Annotated in this window: 22 protein-coding genes, 1 rRNA gene, 1 pseudogene, 1 riboswitch and 1 other annotated feature; of the genes and pseudogenes, 19 read left to right on the forward strand and 5 right to left on the reverse strand. The window is 38.5% G+C overall.

Annotated elements, in window-relative coordinates; all coding sequences use genetic code 11:
• The 9 genes from rrf to JOD14_RS00795 form a co-directional block, all read left to right on the forward strand.
• Positions 1-95, forward strand: a 5S ribosomal RNA gene (gene rrf / locus JOD14_RS00755); the annotation flags it as partial.
• Positions 96-306: 211 nt separating this feature from the next.
• Entirely contained in the window at positions 307-738 is a 432-nt protein-coding gene (gene msrB, locus JOD14_RS00760) for a peptide-methionine (R)-S-oxide reductase MsrB (RefSeq protein WP_204652779.1), read from the forward strand.
• Positions 739-841: 103 nt separating this feature from the next.
• Positions 842-1,447, forward strand: coding sequence for a Holliday junction branch migration protein RuvA (ruvA, locus tag JOD14_RS00765; protein ID WP_204652780.1), 606 nt, complete (start codon positions 842-844; stop codon positions 1,445-1,447).
• A gap of 12 nt (positions 1,448-1,459) precedes the next feature.
• A complete protein-coding gene (gene ruvB, locus JOD14_RS00770) occupies positions 1,460-2,458 on the forward strand; it encodes a Holliday junction branch migration DNA helicase RuvB (protein ID WP_379962525.1) in 999 nt (332 codons plus the stop codon).
• Between the two features lie 3 nt (positions 2,459-2,461).
• Positions 2,462-3,046, forward strand: coding sequence for a TetR/AcrR family transcriptional regulator C-terminal domain-containing protein (locus tag JOD14_RS00775; RefSeq protein ID WP_204652782.1), 585 nt, complete (start codon positions 2,462-2,464; stop codon positions 3,044-3,046).
• A complete protein-coding gene (locus JOD14_RS00780; protein WP_204652783.1) occupies positions 3,043-3,489 on the forward strand; it encodes a low molecular weight protein-tyrosine-phosphatase in 447 nt (148 codons plus the stop codon). Before JOD14_RS00775 ends, JOD14_RS00780 begins: the two co-directional genes overlap by 4 nt.
• A 38-nt stretch (positions 3,490-3,527) precedes the next feature.
• Positions 3,528-3,881: a hypothetical protein gene (locus JOD14_RS00785; protein ID WP_204652784.1), complete on the forward strand. Its 354-nt coding sequence runs from the start codon at positions 3,528-3,530 to the stop codon at positions 3,879-3,881.
• A gap of 119 nt (positions 3,882-4,000) precedes the next feature.
• Positions 4,001-5,659 (forward strand): glycoside hydrolase domain-containing protein, encoded by a 1,659-nt coding sequence (locus tag JOD14_RS13465; protein ID WP_204652785.1) that lies wholly within the window; start codon positions 4,001-4,003, stop codon positions 5,657-5,659.
• Entirely contained in the window at positions 5,622-7,028 is a 1,407-nt protein-coding gene (locus JOD14_RS00795; RefSeq protein ID WP_204652786.1) for an alpha-L-fucosidase, read from the forward strand. The genes JOD14_RS13465 and JOD14_RS00795 overlap by 38 nt, the downstream gene beginning before the upstream one ends.
• A gap of 404 nt (positions 7,029-7,432) precedes the next feature.
• On the opposite strand, the gene brnQ is transcribed toward JOD14_RS00795, so the two are convergent.
• From brnQ to JOD14_RS00815, 4 genes are all read right to left on the reverse strand, one after another.
• Complete coding sequence (brnQ, locus tag JOD14_RS00800) at positions 7,433-8,773, reverse strand: branched-chain amino acid transport system II carrier protein (protein WP_204652787.1); 1,341 nt, start codon at positions 8,771-8,773, stop codon at positions 7,433-7,435.
• A 342-nt stretch (positions 8,774-9,115) separates the two neighbouring features.
• Positions 9,116-9,856 (reverse strand): amino acid ABC transporter ATP-binding protein, encoded by a 741-nt coding sequence (locus JOD14_RS00805; RefSeq protein ID WP_239576018.1) that lies wholly within the window; start codon positions 9,854-9,856, stop codon positions 9,116-9,118.
• A gap of 12 nt (positions 9,857-9,868) precedes the next feature.
• The gene (locus JOD14_RS00810) at positions 9,869-11,452 is read right to left on the reverse strand and encodes an ABC transporter substrate-binding protein/permease (RefSeq protein WP_204652788.1); all 1,584 of its coding nucleotides are present in this window, start codon (positions 11,450-11,452) and stop codon (positions 9,869-9,871) included.
• A gap of 143 nt (positions 11,453-11,595) precedes the next feature.
• Positions 11,596-11,768, reverse strand: a riboswitch (Lysine riboswitch).
• Between the two features lie 161 nt (positions 11,769-11,929).
• Positions 11,930-12,220: a hypothetical protein gene (locus tag JOD14_RS00815; protein ID WP_204652789.1), complete on the reverse strand. Its 291-nt coding sequence runs from the start codon at positions 12,218-12,220 to the stop codon at positions 11,930-11,932.
• 182 nt (positions 12,221-12,402) lie between these two features.
• Here JOD14_RS00815 and JOD14_RS00820 point away from each other — a divergent pair, with 182 nt between their 5' ends.
• The 9 genes and pseudogenes from JOD14_RS00820 (at position 12,403) to JOD14_RS00860 (ending at position 21,614) form a co-directional block, all read left to right on the forward strand.
• Entirely contained in the window at positions 12,403-13,245 is an 843-nt protein-coding gene (locus tag JOD14_RS00820; RefSeq protein ID WP_204652790.1) for a chorismate mutase, read from the forward strand.
• Between the two features lie 3 nt (positions 13,246-13,248).
• On the forward strand, positions 13,249-13,776 hold the full coding sequence (locus JOD14_RS00825; RefSeq protein ID WP_204652791.1) for a transcription repressor NadR: 528 nt from the start codon (positions 13,249-13,251) through the stop codon (positions 13,774-13,776).
• 191 nt (positions 13,777-13,967) lie between these two features.
• The gene (locus tag JOD14_RS00830; RefSeq protein ID WP_204652792.1) at positions 13,968-15,422 is read left to right on the forward strand and encodes an APC family permease; all 1,455 of its coding nucleotides are present in this window, start codon (positions 13,968-13,970) and stop codon (positions 15,420-15,422) included.
• 87 nt (positions 15,423-15,509) lie between these two features.
• Positions 15,510-15,680, forward strand: a complete 171-nt coding sequence (locus JOD14_RS00835) for a hypothetical protein (protein ID WP_204652793.1) — start codon at positions 15,510-15,512, stop codon at positions 15,678-15,680.
• A gap of 129 nt (positions 15,681-15,809) precedes the next feature.
• Positions 15,810-16,169: a binding site (T-box leader), on the forward strand.
• A gap of 85 nt (positions 16,170-16,254) precedes the next feature.
• The gene (locus JOD14_RS00840) at positions 16,255-17,304 is read left to right on the forward strand and encodes a methionine ABC transporter ATP-binding protein (RefSeq protein ID WP_204652794.1); all 1,050 of its coding nucleotides are present in this window, start codon (positions 16,255-16,257) and stop codon (positions 17,302-17,304) included.
• 1 nt (position 17,305) lies between these two features.
• The gene (locus JOD14_RS00845; RefSeq protein WP_204652795.1) at positions 17,306-17,986 is read left to right on the forward strand and encodes a methionine ABC transporter permease; all 681 of its coding nucleotides are present in this window, start codon (positions 17,306-17,308) and stop codon (positions 17,984-17,986) included.
• Positions 17,987-18,009: 23 nt separating this feature from the next.
• Positions 18,010-18,864 (forward strand): MetQ/NlpA family ABC transporter substrate-binding protein, encoded by an 855-nt coding sequence (locus tag JOD14_RS00850; protein ID WP_204652796.1) that lies wholly within the window; start codon positions 18,010-18,012, stop codon positions 18,862-18,864.
• A 47-nt stretch (positions 18,865-18,911) separates the two neighbouring features.
• Positions 18,912-20,123 (forward strand): M20 family metallopeptidase, encoded by a 1,212-nt coding sequence (locus JOD14_RS00855; protein ID WP_204652797.1) that lies wholly within the window; start codon positions 18,912-18,914, stop codon positions 20,121-20,123.
• A 210-nt stretch (positions 20,124-20,333) separates the two neighbouring features.
• Positions 20,334-21,614: pseudogene (locus JOD14_RS00860) on the forward strand (Rid family hydrolase).
• 190 nt (positions 21,615-21,804) lie between these two features.
• On the opposite strand, the gene def reads toward JOD14_RS00860, so the two are convergent.
• Positions 21,805-22,368: a peptide deformylase gene (gene def, locus JOD14_RS00865; RefSeq protein WP_204652798.1), complete on the reverse strand. Its 564-nt coding sequence runs from the start codon at positions 22,366-22,368 to the stop codon at positions 21,805-21,807.
• Between the two features lie 772 nt (positions 22,369-23,140).
• Here def and JOD14_RS00870 point away from each other — a divergent pair.
• Positions 23,141-23,647: a hypothetical protein gene (locus JOD14_RS00870; RefSeq protein WP_204652799.1), complete on the forward strand. Its 507-nt coding sequence runs from the start codon at positions 23,141-23,143 to the stop codon at positions 23,645-23,647.
• Positions 23,648-23,762 lie beyond the last annotated feature (115 nt).

Consider the following 23,762-nt stretch of genomic DNA (forward strand, 5'->3'; position numbering starts at 1 on the left):
GATACACCTGTACCCATGCCGAACACAGAAGTTAAGCTTCTTAGCGCCGATTGTAGTGAAGGGTTTCCCTTTGTGAGAGCAGGACGTCGCCACGCGAAAAAGAATTAGAATGATTTCTAATTCTTTTTTTTTACTTAAAAACTTGGAAATTAAATACTCACCGATTGGATTTTATGTTGTTCAACCAACCTACAATAAATAAACGAGCCTGAACTTTAAAATAACTTATATTTTCAAGCAGATGATTCGCCTAAATTGGAAAAATTAGCGAGAATAAAAGGAGAACGAAAGAAGGTAGGAAATGAAATGGATAAAAAAGCGGAATTGAAAAAGAAATTAACGTCACTTCAATATGCTGTCACGCAAGAAAATGCAACAGAACGGCCGTTTAGTGGCGAGTATGACCAACATAATGAAGAGGGAATCTATGTTGACATTGTCAGTGGAGAAGTTTTATTTTCTTCAAAAGATAAATTTGATGCTGGTTGTGGTTGGCCTTCATTTACTAGACCAATGCCAGAAGTAAAGATGAAAGAAGTGCATGATAACAGTCATGGGATGTCAAGAATTGAAGTACGTAGCCCAGAAGCTGATTCTCATTTGGGGCATGTTTTTCCAGATGGGCCAAAAGAATCAGGTGGATTAAGGTACTGTATTAATTCTGCGGCATTACAATTTATTCCGAAACAAGAGATGATTGAAAAAGGATATAATGACTATTTACATTATTTTAAATAAAGCAAAAACCTAGAAAGCGACTTTAATTTTTGCTTTCTAGGTTTTTCTTATTTCTTCATTTTGTGGTACAATAAAGGGAACATATGTGCAGAAAGGGAGAAATATGTACGAGTATATTATTGGTCAAGTGATAGAAACGACCCCTGCTTATTTAGTTTTAGAAAATCAGGGAATTGGCTATCAAATTTTGTGTGGAAATCCATATTACTATGCTGGGAAAAGTAAACAACAAACAAAAATCTATCTTCATCAAGTTGTTCGAGAAGATGCGCATACCTTATACGGATTTAAAACAAAAGAGGAAAAAAGTTTATTTTTACGTCTAATTAGTGTCTCAGGGATTGGACCTAAAAGTGGTTTAGCGATTATGGCAAATGAAGATCATACAGGTTTAATTCAAGCAATTGAAAATAGTGATGTGACGTATTTAACTAAGTTTCCTGGCGTAGGTAAAAAGACAGCACAACAATTAATCTTAGATTTACAAGGAAAATTAGGTGATTTACTACCTGAAGGTGCGGAGGTAGCTCAAGTTGTCGTAACAAAAGCGGATAATTTGGCTTTAGAAGAAGCAATGGCAGCTTTACAAGCGTTAGGGTATAGCGAAAAAGAAGTGAAGCGCGTGCATAAGAATTTGCTAAATAGTCAACCTGACGCAACAACAGATGAATACTTGCGTACAGGGTTACGTCTAATTATGAAGAAGTAAAAGGAGAATTTGATGGAAGAGCGGATTATTTCACCTGAAGAAGTAGAAGAAGATTTATTTGAAAAATCTTTGCGTCCACAATTTTTTAGAGAATATATCGGGCAAGAAAAAGTAAAAAAAGAGTTAACGATTTATATTCAAGCGGCTAAACAACGTGAAGAGCCGCTTGATCATACTTTACTTTATGGACCACCAGGTTTGGGTAAGACTACAATGGCAATGGTAATCGCCAATGAAATGGGTGTCAATATTCGAACAACCAGTGGGCCGGTCATTGAAAAACCTGGTGATTTAGTGGCATTACTAAATGAACTTGAGCCAGGAGATGTTTTGTTTATTGATGAGATTCATCGCTTACCACGAATTGTAGAAGAAATGCTTTACTCTGCGATGGAGGATTTTTATATTGATATTATGGTAGGGCAAGGGACGACCGCTCATCCTGTTCATTTTCCGCTACCACCGTTCACACTGGTCGGAGCAACAACTAGAGCAGGCATGTTATCCGCACCATTACGAGATCGTTTTGGCATTATTTCTCATATGGAGTATTACGCTGAATCTGAATTACAAGAAATTATTATTCGCTCAGCTGATATTTTTGAAACGAGAATCGTGGAAGAAGGATCAATTGAAATTGCACGTCGTTCAAGGGGGACGCCACGAATCGCCAATCGTTTGTTAAAACGTGTGCGAGACTTTGCTCAAGTAGAAGGAAATGGTGTGATTAATCAATTGACAGCAGATCAAGCGCTAAGTTTGCTGCGTGTCGATCATGCAGGCCTTGATTATATCGATCAAAAGTTAATTAAAACGATGATCGAGCTTTATAGTGGTGGACCTGTAGGGTTAAATACGTTGGCAGTAAATATTGGTGAAGAACAAGAAACCGTTGAAGATATGTATGAACCTTATTTAATTCAAAAAGGCTTTTTAAAGCGTACCCCTCGAGGACGAGTGGCGACGGCTTTAGCTTATCAACATTTTAATTATCCATATCAAGGAGAATAGGCGATGGTTTTTTTTAATGAGAATCAAACAAAAATTAAAATCGCTGAAACATTTATTAAGGCAGTTAGTGAAAGCCCCGATAAATTAATTAGCGTACAAGAAATTGCAGAAAAAGCACAAGTGAATCGCCAGACTTTTTATTATCATTTTAAAGATCGAGACCAGTTAATTGAATGGATTTTTAATCAAGACGCACTAAAGCATTTAAGTGAAGAAGAAGTTTCAATTGATAATTGGGAAGAACAAGCTTTAAAAATGTTAAAGGCAATGATTGCGCATGATGTCTTTTATCAAGCGGTTTTAAAAGAAAGACGTGAGCTATTAACCACCACGTTTAGTCATCGAATCCAACTAATTTTTGAGAAAATTTTTCAAGAAGTTAAAATTGGTTATGAACTATCTAGGCAAGAAGTGCAATTTTACAGCCGTTTTTTTTCGTTTGGTTGTACGGGTCTTTTTGAATCATGGATTTATGAAGGGTACCAGGAGACACCGCTAGTGATGGCTACACAGTTATTCCAACTAGCAAAAGACATTGAATTTTTAGCATACCGTCTCTACGATCAGCAAGAGGAGGGAATTAAATGACGAAAGTATTATTTGTTTGTTTAGGGAATATTTGTCGTTCTCCAATGGCAGAAGGACTCGCTAGAAAACTATTCCTTGAAAAAGGCTTGGCGATTGAGGTGGATTCTGCTGCTACGAGTCACTGGGAAGTAGGTAGTGCGCCTCACCCAGGTACCCAAAAGGTTTTAACAGAAGCAGGGATTGACTGGTCGCAAATGATTGCCCGACAAGTTTCAAAGGCTGATTTTGAGCGATTTGATTATATTATTGCAATGGATCATCAAAATAAAAAAGATTTACTTGCGATGGCGCCATTTGAGAGGCAAGATAAAATCCATTTACTGATGTCGGTTGTACCTGGAAAAGAAGAAGTAGCGGTACCGGATCCTTGGTATACGGGGAATTTTATTGAGACAAAAACGTTACTGGAAGAAGCACTTACTCAGTGGTTGCTTGTTTTTTAGCATAAAATAAGAAATACAGTGAAGAAAGGATGACAGAGATGGAAAAGAAGAATTTAACACTTAAAGAACTCGGTAAGCGCCTCGTCATGTCTTCGGTTGTATTACTTGATTCTTTATTTAATGAAGAAGCGATGCAGCAAAAAAACATTGCTACGTATCAAGAAAAGTTGAATGAAGCAGCTGTTAATCAAGACCTTGTCGTTCTTCAATTGATGACAGAGAAAGTCTCGGTCTTTGAAACAGTTGTGGGAACGGTCATTAATAATAAAGTCAGTGAAAAACAAGCGGTCATCCGCCTACACGATAACGAAAAACAATTAAGAATTATTCCGCTAAAACAAATTGAAAAAATTAGTATTTTAGGTACTCGAAAAAGACCTAAAATAAGTTAAAACAACCAGGGAAAAATTCTTGGTTGTTATTTTTTTTTTTTTGCGAAAACCCTACCAAAAATAACAGAAGTTTAGTATCCTTAACAGAGTAGCTAGAACCTGAAAGGAATGAAACAATAGTGGAAGTGAAATGGTTGGAAGACTGGTCGCAAACAAGCGCTTGGCAAAATGAAACCGCCTACGCCTATTTTTGTGTCAAAGCAAGTGAACAAGTGGCCTACCAAGTAACAACTTCGAATTTAGCAAAAGATGAGCATCAGTTATTTTATGTAGCAAGTACACAAGCGCATATCGGTCGGGGAACGGTTTGGGGAGAAATACCAGCTGTACCAAAAGAAACGTATCAAGATCTGTTGCGACCTGTTGATAAAGAAACGGTTTTTACTGAAACCAGTCAGCTATTTTGTTTAGCAACGACTTTCAAAAAAGCTGGCGAGTATCAACGGACCATTGTTTTAAAATGTCAAAATAATCCAGAGATCGTATTTAGCTTGAATCAGCAAGTATTGCCGTTGTCATTGCCTGAAAGAAAAGCATTTTCTTTGGAATTATGGCAGTATCCTTTTGCTGTTGCTCGTTATTACCAAATCCCTCGTGAAGAACTTTTTCAAATGAAGCATCTAGAAAAGATTCAAGAAAGTTTAAGACCATATCAAGAAGCCGGAGGAGAGACAATTGTAGCAACGATTGTTCATGATCCTTGGAATCACCAAACCTACGATGCGTATCCTAGTTTAATTCAGTGGAAAAAACAAGCGGATCAATTCGTTTTTGATTTTACTTGGTTTGATCGTTATGTCACTCTAAATTTAGAAATGGGGATTCAACAAAAGATAAAATGCTTTTCACTACTGCCATGGGCGGATAAAATTGCTTATTATGATGAAAAAAATGAGCAACAAATCCGAACTTATCCAGTCGGGTCAAAAAAGTGGCAAGACCTTTGGCGCCAATTTTTAACGGCTTTTACCCAACATTTAGAAGGAAAAAATTGGTTTGACCGAACGTATATTGCGATTGATGAGCGGCCAGCAGAAGAAATACAAGCCGTGATTGATTTATTAGCCGAGTTTCCTCATCAAAAAACGGGCGAACGTTTAAAAATATCTTGTGCGATGGATTACCAAAGTTTTGATGAACAATTACTTGACCAAATTGATGATTTGGCAATTGGGCAAAGTCATCTTGGTCAGCGCGAGCATTTTCAAAAAATGTGTCAACGGCGCCGTGAAAAAGGGTTATTTACTTCTATTTATAATTGTGTAGGTGATTATCCAGCGATGTTTTTGGCGAGTCATCCACTAGAATCACGGTGGTTGCCTTGGTATTATTTATCTTACGAAAGTGACGGTTTTTTGCGGTGGGCGCTCGATGCCTGGCCTAAGGATCCTTTACAAGATGGCAGCCATTGGTATTGGGAAAGTGGCGATCCATTTTTAATCTATCCGCATCAAAAAAATGAACAAGCGGCTTATTTATCGGTTCGTTTTCAACAATTAATTCGCGGGCTAAATGACGTGAATAAATACTTATATTTAAAAAACAAAAACGCGCGTCTTGTTAAACCGTTGACTAGCGATTTAAACGAATTGGTCAGCCCGCCTGGCGCGACGAATACTTATGGTGCAAGAGTTGCCCAAAGTACCAAAAATGAAGAGCAGCTCGCTAAGATGTTGCAACAACTAACACGACACTTACAACGACTGACGCAACAATATTTGAAGGAGCAAGAAGAAAACGATGAAACTAAATCAATTAACAGCGGTTACACCAAGTGAACGTCAAATCGCTTGGCAACAAACAGAATTTTACGGCTTTATCCATTTTGGAATCAATACGATGACTGATCGTGAGTGGGGGCTTGGCAATGAAGCTGCTTCATTATTTAATCCTCAAAAATTAGACGCCGATTTGTGGGTAAGACAATTAAAAGCCTCACAAATGCAAGGAGTAATCTTAACTTGTAAGCACCATGATGGTTTTTGTTTATGGCCGACACAAACAACAGCTTATAGTATTGCCAGCAGCCCGTGGAAAAACGGAGAAGGCGACTTAGTGAAAGAAGTCTCGCTCGCTTGCCAAAAACATGGCTTGAAGTTTGGCGTCTATTTGTCACCTTGGGATCGCCATGAAGCTTGTTACGGCAGTGGAAAGGCGTATGATGATTTTTATATTGCGCAACTAACAGAGCTATTGAGTCATTATGGTGAAATTTTTAGTGTCTGGTTAGATGGGGCAAATGGAGAAGGACCAAATGGGAAAAAACAAACCTATGACTGGGAGCGGTATTATGAAACGATTCGTCGTTTACAGCCGAATGCAGCAATTAGTGTTTGTGGACCAGACGTTCGTTGGTGTGGGAATGAAGCGGGACAGACGCGAGACAAAGAGTGGAGTGTCGTACCAATTGAAGTGCAAGACCTTGAAAAAATTGCGGAACATTCACAACAAATTGATGATGGGAAGTTTTCGCGGAAAGTCACTTCTGGCGATGAAGATTTAGGGAGTCGCGAAGTGTTAGAGAATTATGAAGGGACGCTCGTTTGGTATCCAGCAGAAGTGAACACGTCAATTCGACCGGGTTGGTTTTATCATGAAGCAGAAGATGAACAAGTCCGTAGCGTGGAAGAATTGTATCAAATTTACTTGAATTCTGTTGGTGGTAATGCGACATTCTTATTAAATATTCCACCCAATCCTCAAGGAGAAATTCATGAAAATGATGTGCAAGTCTTAGAGATGCTAGGTGAAAAAATTCGTCAACTTCAAGAGCAAACCATCATCCAGCAAGGCACTTTAAGTTATTCTTCTTGTCTCAAAGAAGTGCGTTTAACCGAACTAATCCAAGGCGAAGGCAACGTTTGGCAAAGTGCCATAACTGACCAGAAACCTTATTTGCAAATCGAATGGGAAAAAGAACAAACCTTGCAACGAATTCAATTGCAAGAAGACATCACCCAAAGTCAACGAATTGAAGCTTTTAGTGTTTATTATTACCATAACCACCAGTGGAAAAAATGGGGCGAAGGCGGCTTAGTTGGGTATAAAAAGATTTTGGAATTACCAACGGTTCAGACCAAAGGCATTAAAATTGTTTTTCAAACTTATCGTGAATTCCCAACAATAAAAAAACTCAATCTAAATTAATCTCAACTGATTAAATAAAAAACATTGAAACAGCGATATTTGAAATAGACCCATAGCTAAGGACAGTTTGCAAAAAACGCCTTAGCTATTGGGTCTAATTTCGTTTATTTATTCTATAATTTTCCCCAGCATTTTCTTAGCAGCCATTATTTTTAGAAAAAAAAATACCTACCGGCGGGGACCGGTAGGAAAGGAGTAAAAATGAAAAAGTGTTTGTTAGGGTTGTTTGTTGGTATACTTATATAATACGGTCTAAATGTGAAGTTTTTGTGACGAAAATCTTCGAAAGTTATTAAGAATATCGTACCTATTTTTACAAAATAGGAAGAAAAGCATTTTGTATTAAAAAAACGACTTCGTGCACCAACCTCAATTTCCCCCTAAATAAAAAATTATTGAATGGCCTATTTATTTGAGGCAAAACGCCAAATGATTCCCCCAGCAAAACCAATTAAAGCTGGTAAAAGCCAACCCATTCCAATACTAAATAATGGCAAGGCTGCTTCGCCAATCCCAATTAATGTTTGAGAAAAGCCAGTGTCTTTAATAAAAGCTGGACTCGCATTTAAACCATCAATAACGGAGGCAAACAAGGTGAAGTAAGTTGTCATTTGATAGACTTTTGGATCATGTTTAAAGATTGGACCAATAATTGCTAAAAGAATTAAAGTCATCGCTAAAGGATAAAGAAACATCAAAACAGGAATTGAAAACTCAATAATCTTGGTTAAACCAACGTTAGCAAAAATGCCAGCCATTAAACTAACCGTTGTTGCAAAAAATAAATAACTTTTACTTGGGAATAATTCACAAAATGTTTCAGAAAAAGCAGAGGTTAATCCGATTGCGGTTTTTAAGCAAGCCGAGATGACTACTAAAGCCAAAATAATGCTGCCATATGAACCAAGATAGTATTGTGCAATTTGAGCTAACGCAATCCCACCATTTTCCGTCATGGCAAATTTCCCGAGGCTCATGGTCCCCATATAAGAAAGTAAAGTGTAAATAATCCCCATTAAAATAATACTAATGGTCCCTGATTTAATCGTATCGACAGCGATGGTGGTAGGCTTTGTGACGCCGCGATTTTGAATGGTTGTCACAATGATAATGCCAAACGCTAAAGAAGCGAGTGCATCAAGCGTGTTGTACCCTTCTTTAAAACCGGTAAAAAAAGCATAATCTTGATAAACGGTTTGAACAGGAGCGCCGGCGACACTACCAAGTGGACGGGTGAAAGCTAAGAGAATTAAAACACTGAGTAAAATTAAGAAAAACGGATTTAAATATTTTCCGATATAATCAAATAATTTGGATGGTTTTTTTGCTAAAAACCAAGAAGCGAAGAAAAATACCGCACTAAATAAGGCTAAGCCAAGTGTTAAGTGTTCAGTCGGAACGGATGAAGCAAATGCAATCTCAAAAGATGTTGTTGCTAACCGTGGCAAAGCAAAGAAAGGACCAATAACTAAATAAAGCAACATAGTAAAAATAAAGGCGTACTTTCGATTGACGCGTGAAGCTAAATCAAAGAGCCCTTTACTTTTTGAACTTCCGATGGCGATGACGCCTAAAAATGGTAAGCCAATCCCTGTAACTAAAAAGCCAAGGTTCGCCCAAAAAATATTTTCTCCGGCCATCTGTCCCATATGGATGGGAAAAATTAGATTACCAGCACCAAAAAATAGACCAAACAACATCGAACCAATTGTTAAATAATCGGTAAATGTTAATTTTTTTTCCATAAAATACCCCACGCTCCTTTATTGTTGTAACAAAAATAACAAAACGCCTATTGAATAGCAAATGAAAAAAGAGAATTTTCAGTAAATTCTAAGAAGATTGCTAGAGGAATTTAAGGAAGACGTTTGATTGTTCGGAAACGAACGTTAGCGACAAAAAAACAGGCTGTAACACGAGTCACAGCCTGTTGAATAATTAAGAATCAAGGCCTTTCTTCCACCTTATTTACGGGTATCAAAAGGCAACTCGTTCGGCTACTTCAAAAAACACGCGCAATCGCTAGACGCGCTTGCTCGTATTTTTTTCCAGTAGCTCCGAGCGAAACGCCTTTTTCTTTCACCTTTTTAATGTTCGCTTAAAATACGGCTTAAAAAGGCTTTGGTGCGTTCTTCTTTTGGATGGCCGAAGATTTCTTCTGGTGTTCCTGCTTCGGCAATGACGCCTTTATCCATGAAAATAACGCGATCGGAAACTTCTTTTGCAAAGCCCATCTCATGAGTAACGATAACCATGGTCAAACCAGAATCAGCTAGATCTTTCATGGTTTTTAAAACTTCGCCGACCATTTCTGGGTCTAAAGCAGAAGTTGGTTCGTCAAACAACATCACATCTGGGTTCATCGACAAAGCACGGGCGATGGCTACTCGTTGTTTTTGTCCACCAGAAAGTTGATTAGGTTTGGCTCCTTGAAATTGTTTCATCCCAACTTTTTCTAGGTTTGCTAATGCGATTTTTTCAGCCTCTTCTGGTTTTCGTTTTAAGACTGTTACTTGGCCAGTGATGCAGTTATCTAAGACATTTAAATTATTAAATAAATTAAAGGACTGAAAGACCATGCCTAAATGCGTTCGGTATTTCGGCAAATTATAGCCTTTTTGTAAGACATTTTCACCGTTGTAAATAATTTCACCGCTCGTTGGTTTTTCTAATAAGTTGATGCAACGTAAAAGCGTTGATTTTCCAGAACCAGATGAGCCAATAATTGTGAGTACTTCGCCTTTATTGACGGAAACTTGAATGTCTTTTAAGACTTCATTGTCGCCAAAGCTTTTTTTCAAATGATTAATTTCAATGATTGCAGACATAAAAAGTTCCTCCTATTCATTTCCTTGTGGCAAATCTTCTACTTTTACATAGGAAGAAGGGCCATCCATTTTCTTTTCCATCAAGCGTAATAAGCGGGTCGCACTTAACGTCATTACGAGGTAAATCACACCGACAATTAAGAACGTTTGGAAGAATTCATAGTTTGTTCCAGCAGCGGCCGTTCCTTGGAAGAATAAATCGCCAACACTAATGACACTTAACACAGCGGTATCTTTAATGTTAATCACCGCCTCGTTTCCGATGGCAGGTAAAATATTGCGAATTACTTGTGGTAAGACGATCTTATTCATCGTTTGAGAGTGCGTCATTCCAATTGCTTGGGCGGCTTCAAATTGCCCACGATCCACAGCGAAAATACCACCACGAACAATTTCAGACATATAAGCACCTGTATTAATTGAAACAATAAACAAAGCGGCTACGGTTCGGTTTAAATCAATTTGAAAAGCTAAAGCCAGGCCGTAAAAGATGACCATTGCTTGTACCATCATTGGGGTACCACGGAAAACTTCAATGTAGATCGTTAAGAGTAAATCACCCAGTTTTTGGAAGAAACGTGCAACGGGGTTTTCACTTTTAGGAATTGTTCGAAAGACACCAATTAGTAGTCCAATGACTGTCCCTGCAAAAGTCGAAAAGATAGCAATTAAGAGAGTTAAACCGGCTCCTTGTAAAAATAAAATCCCATAATCATCGATAATTTTCTTTAATGAGCTCCAAAGGGTACCACTGCTTTCTTGATTAGCAGAAGGTTGGTTTTCAATCGCCGCGTCCATTAAAGCCGTCCGCTCATCGTCTGAAATCCCGGCCAAAATTTGATTCACCTCTTGGACAAGTGGATCGCCTTTACGCATACCGATGGCTACTTGCACATCTTCAGGGTTTGTTTGAAAGCCATTTTCAGGTGAAAATTCGACCATCGCAAAGTTTTCATTGACGTTTGTTGCCGTCACGCCTTCAGGTCGCTCGCTGACATAACCATCAATGATGCCTGAAGCGAGTGCCACACGCATGGCTGAAAAATCTTTGGCCGGGTCTTGTCTTTTTACTTCAGGAATTTGATCAATGACCCCATAGTGAAAGGTATTTAATTGCCCAGTAATTTTGGCTCCAGTAAAATCTTCCAGTGAAGTGGCTTGTGAGAAATCACTGTTCTTACGCGTCACAATGACTAAATGCGATTCATAGTAAGCATCTGTAAAGTCAATTTTTTCTCGACGTTCAGCAGTCGGGGACATCCCGGCTACAATCGCGTCAATTTTTCCAGAGGTTAAAGCCGGGACTAAGCCATCCCACTGTGTTGCGACAATGACGAGTTTTTTGCCTAAGCCTTCAGCGACTTTTTTAGCAATTTCAACATCGTAACCGCCAGCATAAGCTTTTGATTCCCCGTACTTTAAAACAGCACCATTCGCATCACTTGTTTGTGTCCAGTTAAAAGGGGCATAAGCGGTTTCCATCCCCACCCGAAACTCATCTGTCGGGGTTAAATCATCTGCAACAACAGGTAAGCTTCCAATGATTAGGGACAAGACAAAGGTAAATAGTAATAATAGGGTCCTTCTTTTTTTCATGAATCTTCCTCTTTTCTTTAAATGACGAGTTGTAAAGGTTTTTTATGACCGGGTGTAATCGATAAAAGAAAACAGCCGCTTCCTATGGATAGAAAGCGGCTGTGGACAAGACAAAAAAACATTTAGTTGTCGACAATCTCTTCACAATACATAGCGCACCTTAGTATAAACTAAGACAGTTCGCAAGTTATTCGCTTGCGACCCAACAATTTTTAGAAAAGCAGCTAAAAATTATTTCGGCGATGTTCCCTAGTCCTGCGTCATCGTGTTGCTTCACTCGACAGGGTTAATGAACCTCGCGACCTCTACCTGGTTGAAGGTATCTCGTATTCAATTTTATTTTTATTCCTTTACAGAGTTTAGCGGATAAAAGAAGAAATGTCAAATATGGTTGAGAAGCTTTGGAATCTGATTTTTTTGCTTGTTTAAATAAAAAAAGTGTTAAAAATCATTGAGATTTCTAACACACATCAAGGTTTAAGCAATTTTTGGTTCGCGTCCTAAGATGGCTTGTAAAACAGTTAAACCACCTAAAGCTGCTAAGACGATATAAATTAAACTTGAATACTGAGTAACACCAAATCCCCACGTACGGAAAACTACGAGTGCAATCGCTAAAACAATCGCAACTAGTACGTTGAAAAGAGCAAACGCCCATAGGTTCCCATTTTCTTTACGAGTTAAATAGAAAACAGAGAAGAACAAGCTAATTGCAGCCCAAGCAATACAAACTAAAATAATAGCCCAATAAATAATCGATGCTAACATCTTTTTCACCTCGTTTCATCATAGTCGGCTTTATTTTACCATTTTTTTTAAAACCTGTCATGAAAATCTTGAAAAAGAAAAGAAAGATTGTGAAAAAGGGGCATAAAAACAAACATACCCGTGAACGAAAATTTTAGGTATAATAGAAAATAAGAACAATCAATGAAAGAGGCGTTTATTCAATGAACCAAAAAAGTGAAAAAGAAAAAATGATTGCGGGCGAGTACTATTTAGCAGGCGATGAAACGCTCGTGGCTGATCGTCGTTATGCCCGTAAACAAATGATGAAATTTAATGCAGAAATGGATCCAAAAAAACGTGAGGAAATCTTGAAAGAAACGTTTGGTCAAATAACAAATTCGGCTTATATTGAACCGAATTTACGCTTTGATTACGGTTATAATATCACTGTTGGAAAGAATTTTTATGCCAATTTTGATTGTACCTTACTAGATGTTTGTCCAATTACATTTGGGGATGATTGCATGCTTGCACCAAATGTTCAAATTTATACGGCGAGTCACCCGATCGACCCAGAAGAACGTAAGAGTGGCTTGGAAAATGGGGCAGCGGTAACGGTTGGCGACAATGTTTGGTTAGGTGGCGGCAGTGTGATTGTACCAGGGGTTACGTTAGGGAATAATGTTGTTGTTGGTGCAGGCAGTGTGGTGACTAAGTCGTTTCCAGACAACGTAGTCATTGCCGGTAACCCAGCACGCGTCATTAAAGCGGTTGAGCCAAAAAAACAAGCTGCTGAAAACCTAGCAGAAGTCCGTCAAACGATTGACGTCATTGATGCCAAATTAGTTCAGTTACTGGAAGAAAGAATGACGGCCGTTTCGGAAGTGATCCGAATTAAAAAAGAACAAGACACACCGATTTTAGATTCCACGCGTGAAAGTCAAGTTTTAGAAAAAGTTGCACAACAAGTCCAACAAAAAGCTTACGAAACAACCATTGTGGACACCTTTTCAGCCATTATGGAAAAATCACGTCACTATCAAAAGCAACAATTGGAGGGATAGATCATGTTAGAAGGAGAGCAAAGACGTCAGCAAATTTTACAAGAATTGCAAGGGGCAAAAAAACCAATCAGTGCCAGTCGCTTTGCTAAAGATTTTGGCGTCAGCCGTCAATCGATTGTCGGTGATGTCGCTTTGTTACGTGCCGCTGGTGAAGACATTATTGCGACGGCCAGAGGATACAAATTAAATGCAGTCGTCGCAGAAAAAGGTTTGCTGGCAAAAATTGCTGTTCAACACGGAGAAGACCAAACCGAAGAAGAATTAGCGACGATTATTGAGCATGGGGCCGAAGTCATTGATGTGATTGTGGAACATGAATTGTATGGTGAGTTGGTTGGGGGCTTGTATATTGCCACTCCGGAACAAATTCAAAGTTTTATGAAAAAATACCGGAGTTCGAACTCACGCTTACTTTCACAATTAACCAATGGGATTCATTTACATACGATTCGTTATCAAAATGAAGCGAGTTTGGCTAAAATCAAAGAAGCTTTAGCAAACAAAGGCATTTTATATCAAGGAAATGATTAGACAAAAAAAGAAAGCTAAAAAGATCTAGCTTTCTTTTTTTGTCATTTTTCATAAAATGAGCTATTTTCATGAGAAATGTATGAAAACAAACTTAAAATTGTCAGAAAACGAATTGCTAATTTTCTTTCTTTTGTTTATGATAATTTAGGCAATCTTTTAATAATTATTCTTATACCAAAGGAGCAAACAAAATGAATCAAAAACAAATTCGTTGGTTCACCGTTGGTCTCATCGCCTTTAACATGGTTTGGGGCTTAGGCAACGTGGTGAACAACTATTCACAACAAGGAATCTCAGTTGTGACGTCTTGGCTGTTAATTTTAGCGTTATATTTTATCCCTTACGCTTTAATTGTTGGGCAACTCGGTTCAACTTTTAAAGATAGTCGTGGAGGCGTCAGTTCGTGGGTTGAAAATACCTCAACCAAACGTCTTGCGTATTATGCGGCTTGGACGTATTGGGTAGTCCACATTCCTTATTTAGCGCAAAAACCGCAAGCGATTTTAATTGCTTTAGGTTGGGCGGTTAAAGGCGATGGGACAATGGTTTCAGCAATGCCGGTCAATTTAGTGGCGCTTGCTAGTTTAGTCATTTTCTTACTATTCTTATACCTATCAACTAAAGGACTTTCAACTTTGAAAGTAATCGGTGGTCTAGCTGGTACGGCTATGTTTGTCATGTCGATTTTATTTATTTTGTTAGCCGTTGGTGCACCCGCGATTCACTCATCAATGGAAATTGCGACACCAAACATGACCAGTGTCAGCACGTATATTCCGAAGTTTGATTTTTCTTACTTCACCACGATTTCAATGTTAGTTTTTGCCGTTGGGGGCGCAGAAAAAATCTCACCTTACGTCAATCAAATGAAAAACCCATCAAAAGAATTTCCTAAAGGGATGTTCTTATTAGCTGGAATGGTTGCGGTGAGTGCCGTACTTGGTTCAATTGCGATGGGGATGTTGTTTGCCAGTGACAATATTCCGGCCGATTTAATGACCAATGGTGCCTACAGCGCGTTCCAAAAACTAGGGGCCTATTACGGCGTCGGCAATTTGTTAATGGTTGTTTATGCGTTAACGAATATGATTGGTCAAATTTCGGCTTTAGCTTTCTCAATTGACGCACCACTGCAAATCTTGTTAGCAGATGCCGATCCAATGTATGTACCAGAATGGTTACGTCAGCGTACCGCTAAAGGCACTTTAAAAAATGGTTACTTATTAACAGGTATTTTAGTTAGTATCATTATTTTATTACCATTAATTGGAATTGGAAACATGGATGCTTTAGTGAAATGGATGACGAACTTAAATTCAGTGGTTATGCCAATGCGTTATCTATGGGTTTTCTTTGCTTATATGATGTTAAATAAAGCGTGGAAAAACTACCAATCAGAATACAAATTTGTTAAAAATCCGAAAATTGGCTTTATCGCAGGCGCTTGGTGTTTCTTCTTTACGGCCTTTGCTTGTATTTTAGGAATGGTGCCAAAATTAGATTTTGCAACCGATCCAAAAGCTTGGTGGTTCCAATTAATTACGAATATTTTAACCCCAGTTGTTCTAATCTTAATTGGAATGATTTTACCAGCGATTGCCCGTCGTGATCAAAAGAAAAATCAAGCGATGGCTACCGTTAAATAAATTCAAAAATAGTCTTGCACGTAGCCTTCGTGTGAGACTATTTTTTTAGGGTCTGCTATACTAAAAAGAAAAGCGAGGGATGCCATTATGAAAAAAAAGAAAGATTCAATCGTAGCAAAAGGAATGGAAAATGCCAATCGGATGTTAATGGGTGCAATTGGAGGCGATCCAGAAGCACCAACGACCTGGGTGAATACGCTTGTTTTGATTCTTTTGATTTTAGGTGGTTATCTAATTTGGCGCTTTTTTACAAAGTAAGTAACGATCTGTATTGGTCTTACAAAATCAGTAAACCCGAACAATCGGGGAAGAACCTATCACTTTTTTATTAAAAGAGCATTGACAAAAAAGTCAACTTACGGTAAATTAGTCAACAACAGCACGAATAATAAACCTGTGATAAGGAAAGTATACTTGGATGCTTTTAAGAGAGACTCTGGTTGGTGGAAAGAGTTAAGTTCAAAAGAGTAGAAAATGGCCTTGGAGGATAGTTTGTCGATAGGTAGGCAAGCTCGGAGTCGTTTCACCGTTAAAAGAAACACCAATCTTTCTTAAAAAAGAAATGTCGGGCTAAGGGGAGGCAACTTCCAAACAAAAGGTGGTAACACGATGATTCGTCCTTTTACTAGTATTCGCTAGTAAAAGGACTTTTTTTGTTTATAATTAGCGTAACAAGAAAGATGGGCAAGAGGAATCTGGTCAACCAGATTTAAATTGAGGTGGTACCACGCAAAAAGCGTCCTCAAATGAAGAAAATCGTTTCTTTGTTTGAGGATGCTTTTTTTCGTACTTCCTTAAAACACAAATGTAAACAATTGGAGGAAAACAAACAATGATTGAACTAAAAAATATTTCCGTGGTTTTTAACCAAGGCAGCCGCAAAATTACGGCAGTCACCGACGTCGATTTAACCATTGAACGTGGGGACGTCTATGGAATCGTCGGTTATTCTGGCGCTGGAAAAAGTACGTTAGTCCGCGTGATTAATTTACTGCAACGCCCAACAACGGGGAGTGTCGTTGTTGATGGCACTGAAATGACGGCATTGGTTCCGCGAGCATTACGCGAAAAACGCAAATCGATTGGGATGATTTTTCAACATTTTAATTTGATGGATAGTCGAACAATTTTCGATAATGTTGATTTTTCATTAAAGTATTCAGGCAAAAGCAAAGAAGAACGCAAACAAAAAGTAACGGAATTACTTGAGCTCGTGGGCTTATCCGATAAAGCCAAAGCCTATCCAAGCCAACTTTCTGGCGGACAAAAACAACGAGTGGCGATTGCACGGGCACTTGCCAATGATCCAGAAATTCTACTTTGTGATGAAGCAACCAGTGCGCTTGATCCAAAGACGACTTTGCAAATTTTAGCGTTATTAAGAGAACTCAATAAAAAACTTGGTTTAACGATTGTTTTAATTACCCATGAAATGCAAGTCGTGAAAGAAATTTGTAATAAAGTGGCGGTCATGGAAAATGGCCAAGTCATCGAGCATGGTGAAAGTGTTCAAATCTTCAGCCAACCACAACAAGCTTTAACGCGCGACTTTATTCGCACGGCTACCCATGTGGACCAAGCACTTGAAACAATTTTAGGCCATGAGAAATTCTCACAAATCAATGACGATGAATGGCTTGTTGAACTTTCTTACGTTGGCGAACAAACCGGTGAACCAATTATTGCCGAACTTTTTAGTCGCTATCAAGTCATTACCAACATCTTATATGGGAACGTTGAAATTATTCAAGACATTCCACTAGGCAGTTTAATTGTGACCTTAAAAGGGACAAAAGCCAATCGTGAACAAGCGTTAGCCTTTTTAAAAGCGCAAGAAGTGAACGTAACGATTTTAAAAGAAACAACGAAAGGTGGCATTTAACATGACACAATTTTTAGAAAGTTATTTCCCCAATGCAGTGGCAATCCAAGGGGAATTTATTCAAGCAACAATTGATACGATTTACATGACTTTTTGGACGTCGCTTGTCGCAGGCGTTTTGGGTGTATTCTTTGGCGTTTTACTCGTTGTCACACGACCAGGTGGTATTTTAGAGCAACGTTTGATTTTTACGATTTTAGATCAAGTCGTCAATATTGTTCGCTCGATTCCGTTTATTATCTTATTATCCTTACTTGTCGTCTTTACGCGTTTAATCGTCGGGACTTCAATTGGAGCCAAAGCGGCCTTAGTACCTTTAATTGCTGGCGTCATTCCATTTTTTGCTCGTCAAATTGAGATTGCTCTTTTAGAAGTCGATCCAGGAGTGATTGAAGCGGCTGAAGCGATGGGGACGAGCCCACTTGGCATTGTCTTTCGGGTTTATTTAAAAGAAGGGCTACCAGGGATTGTCCGTGTTTCTGCTTTAACCATTATTAACGTCATTGGTTTAACGGCGATGGCTGGAGCGGTTGGTGCCGGCGGGTTAGGGAGTTTAGCCATTACGCGTGGGTATAATCGTTTCCAAACGGACGTGACGGTGGTGGCGATGTTAATTATTTTAATTTTGGTTTTCATTAGTCAAGGCATTAGTAACTTGATTATTAAAAAAATAACACACTAAAAAATTTCTAGGGGGAAATGAAAATGAAAAAGATTTTATCATTTGGTTTATCAGCCATTGCTTTATTGGTTTTAGTAACAGGTTGTAGCAGTAAAACAGGAGAAAGCACTGCAAAAGACAGCACGACAAAAGAACGAGTAACGGTTAAGTTAGGTTTGATCGGAGCGGACACCGACGTTTGGGATGACGTACAAGCGCGTTTAAAAGACGAGGGCATTGATTTAGAATATGTGAAGTTTACCGAATATAGTCAACCCAACACCGCGTTAGCCAATGGCGATATCGACTTAAACTCGTTTCAACATCAATATTTTTTAGATAATTTCAATGCCGAACATGGCACAGAGATTGTTTCAATTGGGAATACCGTCAATGCGCCGTTAGGAATTTATTCTGACAAAATGAAAGACGTCAAAGAATTAAAAGAAGGCGATCAAGTGGCGATTCCAAATGACGTGACGAACGGTGGTCGAGCATTACTGTTATTACAAACAGCCGGCTTAATTAAAGTTAATCCAGATAAAGCCCAAGCACCAACCGTTTCAGATATTACAGAAAATAAACTAAACTTAGAAATCGTCGAACTGGAAGCGTCACAAACAGCACGTGCGCTACAAGACGTTGCCGCTTCTGTGATTAACAGCGGCATGGCAGTCGATGCTGGTTTTGTACCAACGACCGACGCGATTTATTTAGAACCAGTTGACGATACTTCTCGTCCATATGTAAATATTATTGCGGCTCGTAAAGAAGACGCCGACAATGAAGTCTATCAAAAAGTAGTAGCTGCTTATCAAACAGACGAAACGATTAAAGTAATTGAAGCAACATCAAAAGGTTCAAGTATTCCAGCTTGGGCAACATTTGGTACAAAATAAACATAAATTTCAATAAAAAGGTTATTTCAAAAAAAGGAGCGATTGGTATGACTGTAACAACCCAAACAAAACATGAAGTGATTGAAAAATTTATCGAGGAACGTTTACCCCAGTACCAAGCGTTAGCCATCGATATTCATGAGCATCCCGAAGTGAGTAACTACGAGGTTTATTCATCGGATGTATTAGTGACGCAATTATTAAAAGAAGGATTTAATGTCACGCTTGATGTGGCCGGTCACCATACTGGGTTTGATGCCCGCTATCAAAGTACAAAACCTGGTCCAACTTTAGCTTTTCTAGCAGAATATGACGCACTACCAGGCATTGGTCATGCTTGTGGACATAACTTATTTGGGACGTATTCAGCATTAGCAGCGAGTGCCTTAAAACAAGTCATCGATGAAGTTGGTGGTGAAATTCGCGTTTATGGGACACCTGGTGAAGAAGGGGGCGAAAATGGTTCGGCAAAAGGCAGTTTTGTTCGGGAAGGCTTTTTTAACGATGTCGATGCTGCTTTATGTATTCATCCAGGCCATCGCTACACCAAAACATCGACCGGTTTAGCCAACGATCCTGTCGATATTAAATTTTATGGCGTGGCTAGTCATGCAGCAGCCGCACCAGAAAAAGGGATTAATGCCTTAGAAGCCATTATCCAAGTTTTTAACGGCATCAATGCGTTACGCTTGCATTTGCCAAAAGACGTTAACATTCATGGCGTCATTACCAACGGGGGGGTCGCGGCCAACGTGATTCCTGAATTTGCTTCGGCCCGTTTTTACTTACGAGCAGCCAATCGCGCGACGTTAAATGACATCTATGCGAAAGTGGAAAACATCGTAAAAGGAGCAGCTTTAGCGACCGGTGCGACTTATGAGTTTGGCTTATTCCAAAATGCGGTCGATGATATTATTGTGACCGATTCTTTTGACGAACTATTTTTGAGTCATGCGGCATCGTCTGGCGTACCAGCTGATGAGATTGTTGAGGCGAAAAAACAAAGCCTAGGCTCTTCAGATGTCGGTAATGTCAGTCAAGTGATTCCAACGATTCAGCCGACCGTCTCGATTTCCGATGAATACATCGCTGGGCATTCAATTGAATTTAAAGCCGCCGCTCGTAGCGAAAAAGGCTTAAATTCAATTGGGATCGCCGCGCAACTATTGGCCAAAACAGCCCTAGATTTAATTGAGCAACCCGATCTGTTGGAAAAAATTAAACAGGACCATCAGGTTAGTTTAGCAAAAGGCAATTAATATTGTCTTAAAAAAACCATTTCTCTTCATTCTTTTAGAAATGAGAAATGGTTTTTTTGCTATGTCTTTTTTGGACAAAGGTGAAAGAAGGCACTAAGCAGAATCACCAATCTTTTTTGAAAACGCTATCTTAATACGAGGAATCCTGTTATGCTAGGCCAGAAGTAAAAGTATCTTTTTACTAAAGTAATTAAAAAGGAGAATGTTTTGATGAGTGGTTATAATACAGTTGTAGGAAGAAATACAAAGGGGGCACCCCAAGATCAGCATGCGTCACAAACGGTCGCATTTTCACATTATAATAATTTTAGCGCCCAACTACCGCTTGATCCAGCTACCGGTTAATTAGTTGAAGGGGGCATTCAAGCGCAAGCCAATCAATGTTTTGAAAACATTGCGGCGATTGTAGCTAGTTTAGATTATGTGATGACGGACGTGGTTCGTCTAAGCTTTTTTGTGAAAAACATTCAAGACGTTGATGCAATTGATATTGTTTTCGCATGCTTTTTCCCAACATATAAACCTGCTCGTACCATTGCCGTAGTTGACGCTTTACCAGTAGCAGGTGCTTTATTACAAATTGATACGTTAATTACACATGGTGAAGGAACGATTCCAAACGCGCCACAAGCGGGTGATTTAATTAAATTAACCAATCAAACCACGCAAGCACCAGTTGATCCACTTGCTTCACAAACCGTGGCTTTTTCACACTATAATCATTTATCGGCGCAATTGCCAATTGATCCAAAAACAGGGCGCATTATAGCAGAAGGCGTAAAAGCGCAAACAAAACAAGTCTTAGAAAATATTAAACAAATCCTTCAGAGCATAGATGTGCCACTGGATGATATTGTGAAAACAACGATTTTTGTCAAAGATTTAGCAGATATGGCTGCCGTTAATGAGGTTTACTTAACGTTCTTCTCAGATTCAGCGATTGCTCGTGCCGTGAATTATTTACCGGCTCGTACGGTTTTCGAAGTGGCTGACTTACCACATGGTGCGTTGGTTCAAATTGAAGCAGTCGTTTCACATGGCGATGGCACACCACCACAAGCAATTGAAGATTGTCATGGCATTGTGATTTGGGCAAATAATACACCCAAAGCCCCAATCGATCGTTATTCAACGCAAACCGTGGCTTTCTCCCACTACAATCACTTGTCGGCGCAATTGCCAGTTGATGCGCAAACTGGTGAGCTAGTGGCAACCGATATCAAAACACAAGCGATTCAATGTTTCACCCACTTACAGTCAATCGTTGAAAGCATCGACCATCAATTAGCAGACACCGTCAAAGTGAATATTTACGTGAAAGACTTAGCAGAAATGGCGATTGTTGACGAAGTTTATGCGAACTTCTTCCCAACCAATCCCCCTGCAAGACGCATCGTTGGAGTAGCCAACTTACCAAAAGAAGCGCGCATCCAAGTCGACGCAATTATCGGGAATGCAGAAGGCACACCGGTTAAGTCAAAATCTTTATAAGCTCTCATCCTACATAGAATAAAAAACAAGAGCTATTTTTGACTAACTCGATGCCGAAATCGTCTTATTTGTTAATTGATACTCGTCATTCATTAGTTTTTAAAATAAATTGATTCATATTCTTTTAAAAACTGAAAAAATTCTGCATAAAAAAATCCTCCAAGTAAACATATACTTAGAGGATTTTTTCTTATTCAATGACTAACACGTCTTGTTTTAACGCAAACGGATTTTCTTTGTTAATATGATCATAAAACATGACACCATTTAAATGATCAATTTCATGTTGCACGACAATCGCGCTGTAGTTTTTAAAGCGCGCTTTTTTCGTTTCACCGGCTGCGTTTAAGTAACGAACCGTAATTCGAGCGGGTCGAACCACGTAGCCCGGTACATCGCGGTCCACGGACAAACAACCTTCGCCATCACCCAAACAAGCTTCTTGGACAGAATGACTAACAATTTTAGGATTGTACATCACTTCTTTTAATAGTGGCTCAGGTTTTTCTGGATTGTCACTTGGTACTAAGACCGCGATCACGCGTTTTAAGACATCTAATTGTGGTGCGGCTAGACCAACCCCACCTCGCAAATCGAGTTCTTCAGCTTTGACTGGGTCTTGGCTATTTTCTAAAAAGGTCATCATCTCTTGACCAAGTTGTACATCTTCTTCGCTCAAAGGAAAAACAACTTCTGCTGCGGTTTCACGTAAAGTTGGGTTGCCTTCGCGAATAATATCTTTCATGGTAATCATCGATAGATTACGCCCCTTTCACTCATCCTATCGTTAAATAAAAACGACTTTCCAAGAGTTAGTTTAACATAAAAGTAAGAAAAACAAAGTATGAGAAACTAAAAAATGTTGCTTTATTTAAAATTTAAGAAAAGAAGGGGAGATGAGTGTTGCTAACACGCGTTTCTTTATGAAAAAGAAGTTGGCGAGGTGAACATCACTGGCTATCGTCCAGGTGCTTTTCTAGTATTCCGAGCAACTAAATGTTCCAATTACAATTTTATCTATTCTCTTTGAATCGTATAATTCTTTTGTTTTTTGTTTGCTGATTTTTTTTCAACTTTTGCTAACTCAATTTGGTCGTTAACCCCAATTTATTTTCTAAAAACATGGTAATACCCCTCTACTTTTTGACATCAGTTAATGAAACATTCATAACCTGATTGTATTCGCGTTTTTTATTCGCGTCAAAACTTTTGAATTATTAAGTTTTGGCTGTGTTTGATGTTATATTTAGATGTCATTGTTGGCTTCTATTTGTTAATCGATACTTATCACTCATTATTTTTTTATCAAATGATAATTCTTCAAAAAATTCAAAAAAAAAAGCGCTGACCCAGGGGATGACCTTTTTTTAGAAAATTCTATCCATTTTTCATTATATTTATCTTTCTATTATTTTACATTAATCTGCAATTAGGGTTCTTTAGATTAATAAAAATCAATAGACTAATAGATTTCTACTGTATAATGTCAATAGGTTTTCATTTGTTTCGTAAGGAGATGGTTCATAGTGGACAAAAGAAGAGAATATATTATTAATATATTGGCCAATAAATATTATTGTTTTTTAAATACGCTCGATTTTAATGATATGCTTTTTATGAAAGGAATTCATGAAGGAAAAGGTAAGTTTCTTGCTAACCTCCATATTTATTTAGCGACAAAAGACTTACCAGTAAAGTGGAACGACAAGCGCTATTCAACTGACTATGTTACTCCTGCTGCATTAAAAGTATTAAAGACTAACAGGGTATCAGGCTTAGAATACGAACATGTTATACCTAAGAAAAAATACATACAAGACATTTGCGAACAAAAAGCAAAAGACGGGACTTTAACAGAGGATTTTATCAGGAGTTTATTAGATCGATATTTATGGACAGCGACAGTAACTTCACAAGAACATAAATCATTGCCTAGGAGGATGCCGTTAAATTGGGATCAAGAAAACATTAAAGCTAGATATGAAGAAGCTGGTATTAACCTCGAACCTCACGAGCGATCCTATATTAGATAACGCTAGTGATGCGCAGAAGATATTTTATAATTAACCACTAGTGAATGGTTTCGTATTCCTCTGTTAAATAGTGATTATTTAACAAGGGATATATATATCTTTATTTTTTTATATC

The sequence above is a fragment of the Enterococcus lemanii genome, assembly GCF_016909125.1.
Lineage (GTDB): Bacteria > Bacillota > Bacilli > Lactobacillales > Enterococcaceae > Enterococcus_I > Enterococcus_I lemanii.

What these genes read in the sequence shown, in the direction of transcription:
- msrB (WP_204652779.1), top strand. Translation starts at nt 307, where the DNA reads ATGGATAAAAAAGCGGAATTGAAAAAGAAATTAACGTCACTTCAATAT.
- ruvA (WP_204652780.1), top strand. Translation starts at nt 842, where the DNA reads ATGTACGAGTATATTATTGGTCAAGTGATAGAAACGACCCCTGCTTAT.
- ruvB (WP_379962525.1), top strand. Translation starts at nt 1,460, where the DNA reads ATGGAAGAGCGGATTATTTCACCTGAAGAAGTAGAAGAAGATTTATTT.
- JOD14_RS00775 (WP_204652782.1), top strand. Translation starts at nt 2,462, where the DNA reads ATGGTTTTTTTTAATGAGAATCAAACAAAAATTAAAATCGCTGAAACA.
- JOD14_RS00780 (WP_204652783.1), top strand. Translation starts at nt 3,043, where the DNA reads ATGACGAAAGTATTATTTGTTTGTTTAGGGAATATTTGTCGTTCTCCA.
- JOD14_RS00785 (WP_204652784.1), top strand. Translation starts at nt 3,528, where the DNA reads ATGGAAAAGAAGAATTTAACACTTAAAGAACTCGGTAAGCGCCTCGTC.
- JOD14_RS00795 (WP_204652786.1), top strand. Translation starts at nt 5,622, where the DNA reads ATGAAACTAAATCAATTAACAGCGGTTACACCAAGTGAACGTCAAATC.
- brnQ (WP_204652787.1), bottom strand. Translation starts at nt 8,773, where the DNA reads ATGGAAAAAAAATTAACATTTACCGATTATTTAACAATTGGTTCGATG.
- JOD14_RS00805 (WP_239576018.1), bottom strand. Translation starts at nt 9,856, where the DNA reads ATGTCTGCAATCATTGAAATTAATCATTTGAAAAAAAGCTTTGGCGAC.
- JOD14_RS00810 (WP_204652788.1), bottom strand. Translation starts at nt 11,452, where the DNA reads ATGAAAAAAAGAAGGACCCTATTATTACTATTTACCTTTGTCTTGTCC.
- JOD14_RS00815 (WP_204652789.1), bottom strand. Translation starts at nt 12,220, where the DNA reads ATGTTAGCATCGATTATTTATTGGGCTATTATTTTAGTTTGTATTGCT.
- JOD14_RS00820 (WP_204652790.1), top strand. Translation starts at nt 12,403, where the DNA reads ATGAACCAAAAAAGTGAAAAAGAAAAAATGATTGCGGGCGAGTACTAT.
- JOD14_RS00825 (WP_204652791.1), top strand. Translation starts at nt 13,249, where the DNA reads ATGTTAGAAGGAGAGCAAAGACGTCAGCAAATTTTACAAGAATTGCAA.
- JOD14_RS00830 (WP_204652792.1), top strand. Translation starts at nt 13,968, where the DNA reads ATGAATCAAAAACAAATTCGTTGGTTCACCGTTGGTCTCATCGCCTTT.
- JOD14_RS00835 (WP_204652793.1), top strand. Translation starts at nt 15,510, where the DNA reads ATGAAAAAAAAGAAAGATTCAATCGTAGCAAAAGGAATGGAAAATGCC.
- JOD14_RS00840 (WP_204652794.1), top strand. Translation starts at nt 16,255, where the DNA reads ATGATTGAACTAAAAAATATTTCCGTGGTTTTTAACCAAGGCAGCCGC.
- JOD14_RS00845 (WP_204652795.1), top strand. Translation starts at nt 17,306, where the DNA reads ATGACACAATTTTTAGAAAGTTATTTCCCCAATGCAGTGGCAATCCAA.
- JOD14_RS00850 (WP_204652796.1), top strand. Translation starts at nt 18,010, where the DNA reads ATGAAAAAGATTTTATCATTTGGTTTATCAGCCATTGCTTTATTGGTT.
- JOD14_RS00855 (WP_204652797.1), top strand. Translation starts at nt 18,912, where the DNA reads ATGACTGTAACAACCCAAACAAAACATGAAGTGATTGAAAAATTTATC.
- def (WP_204652798.1), bottom strand. Translation starts at nt 22,368, where the DNA reads ATGATTACCATGAAAGATATTATTCGCGAAGGCAACCCAACTTTACGT.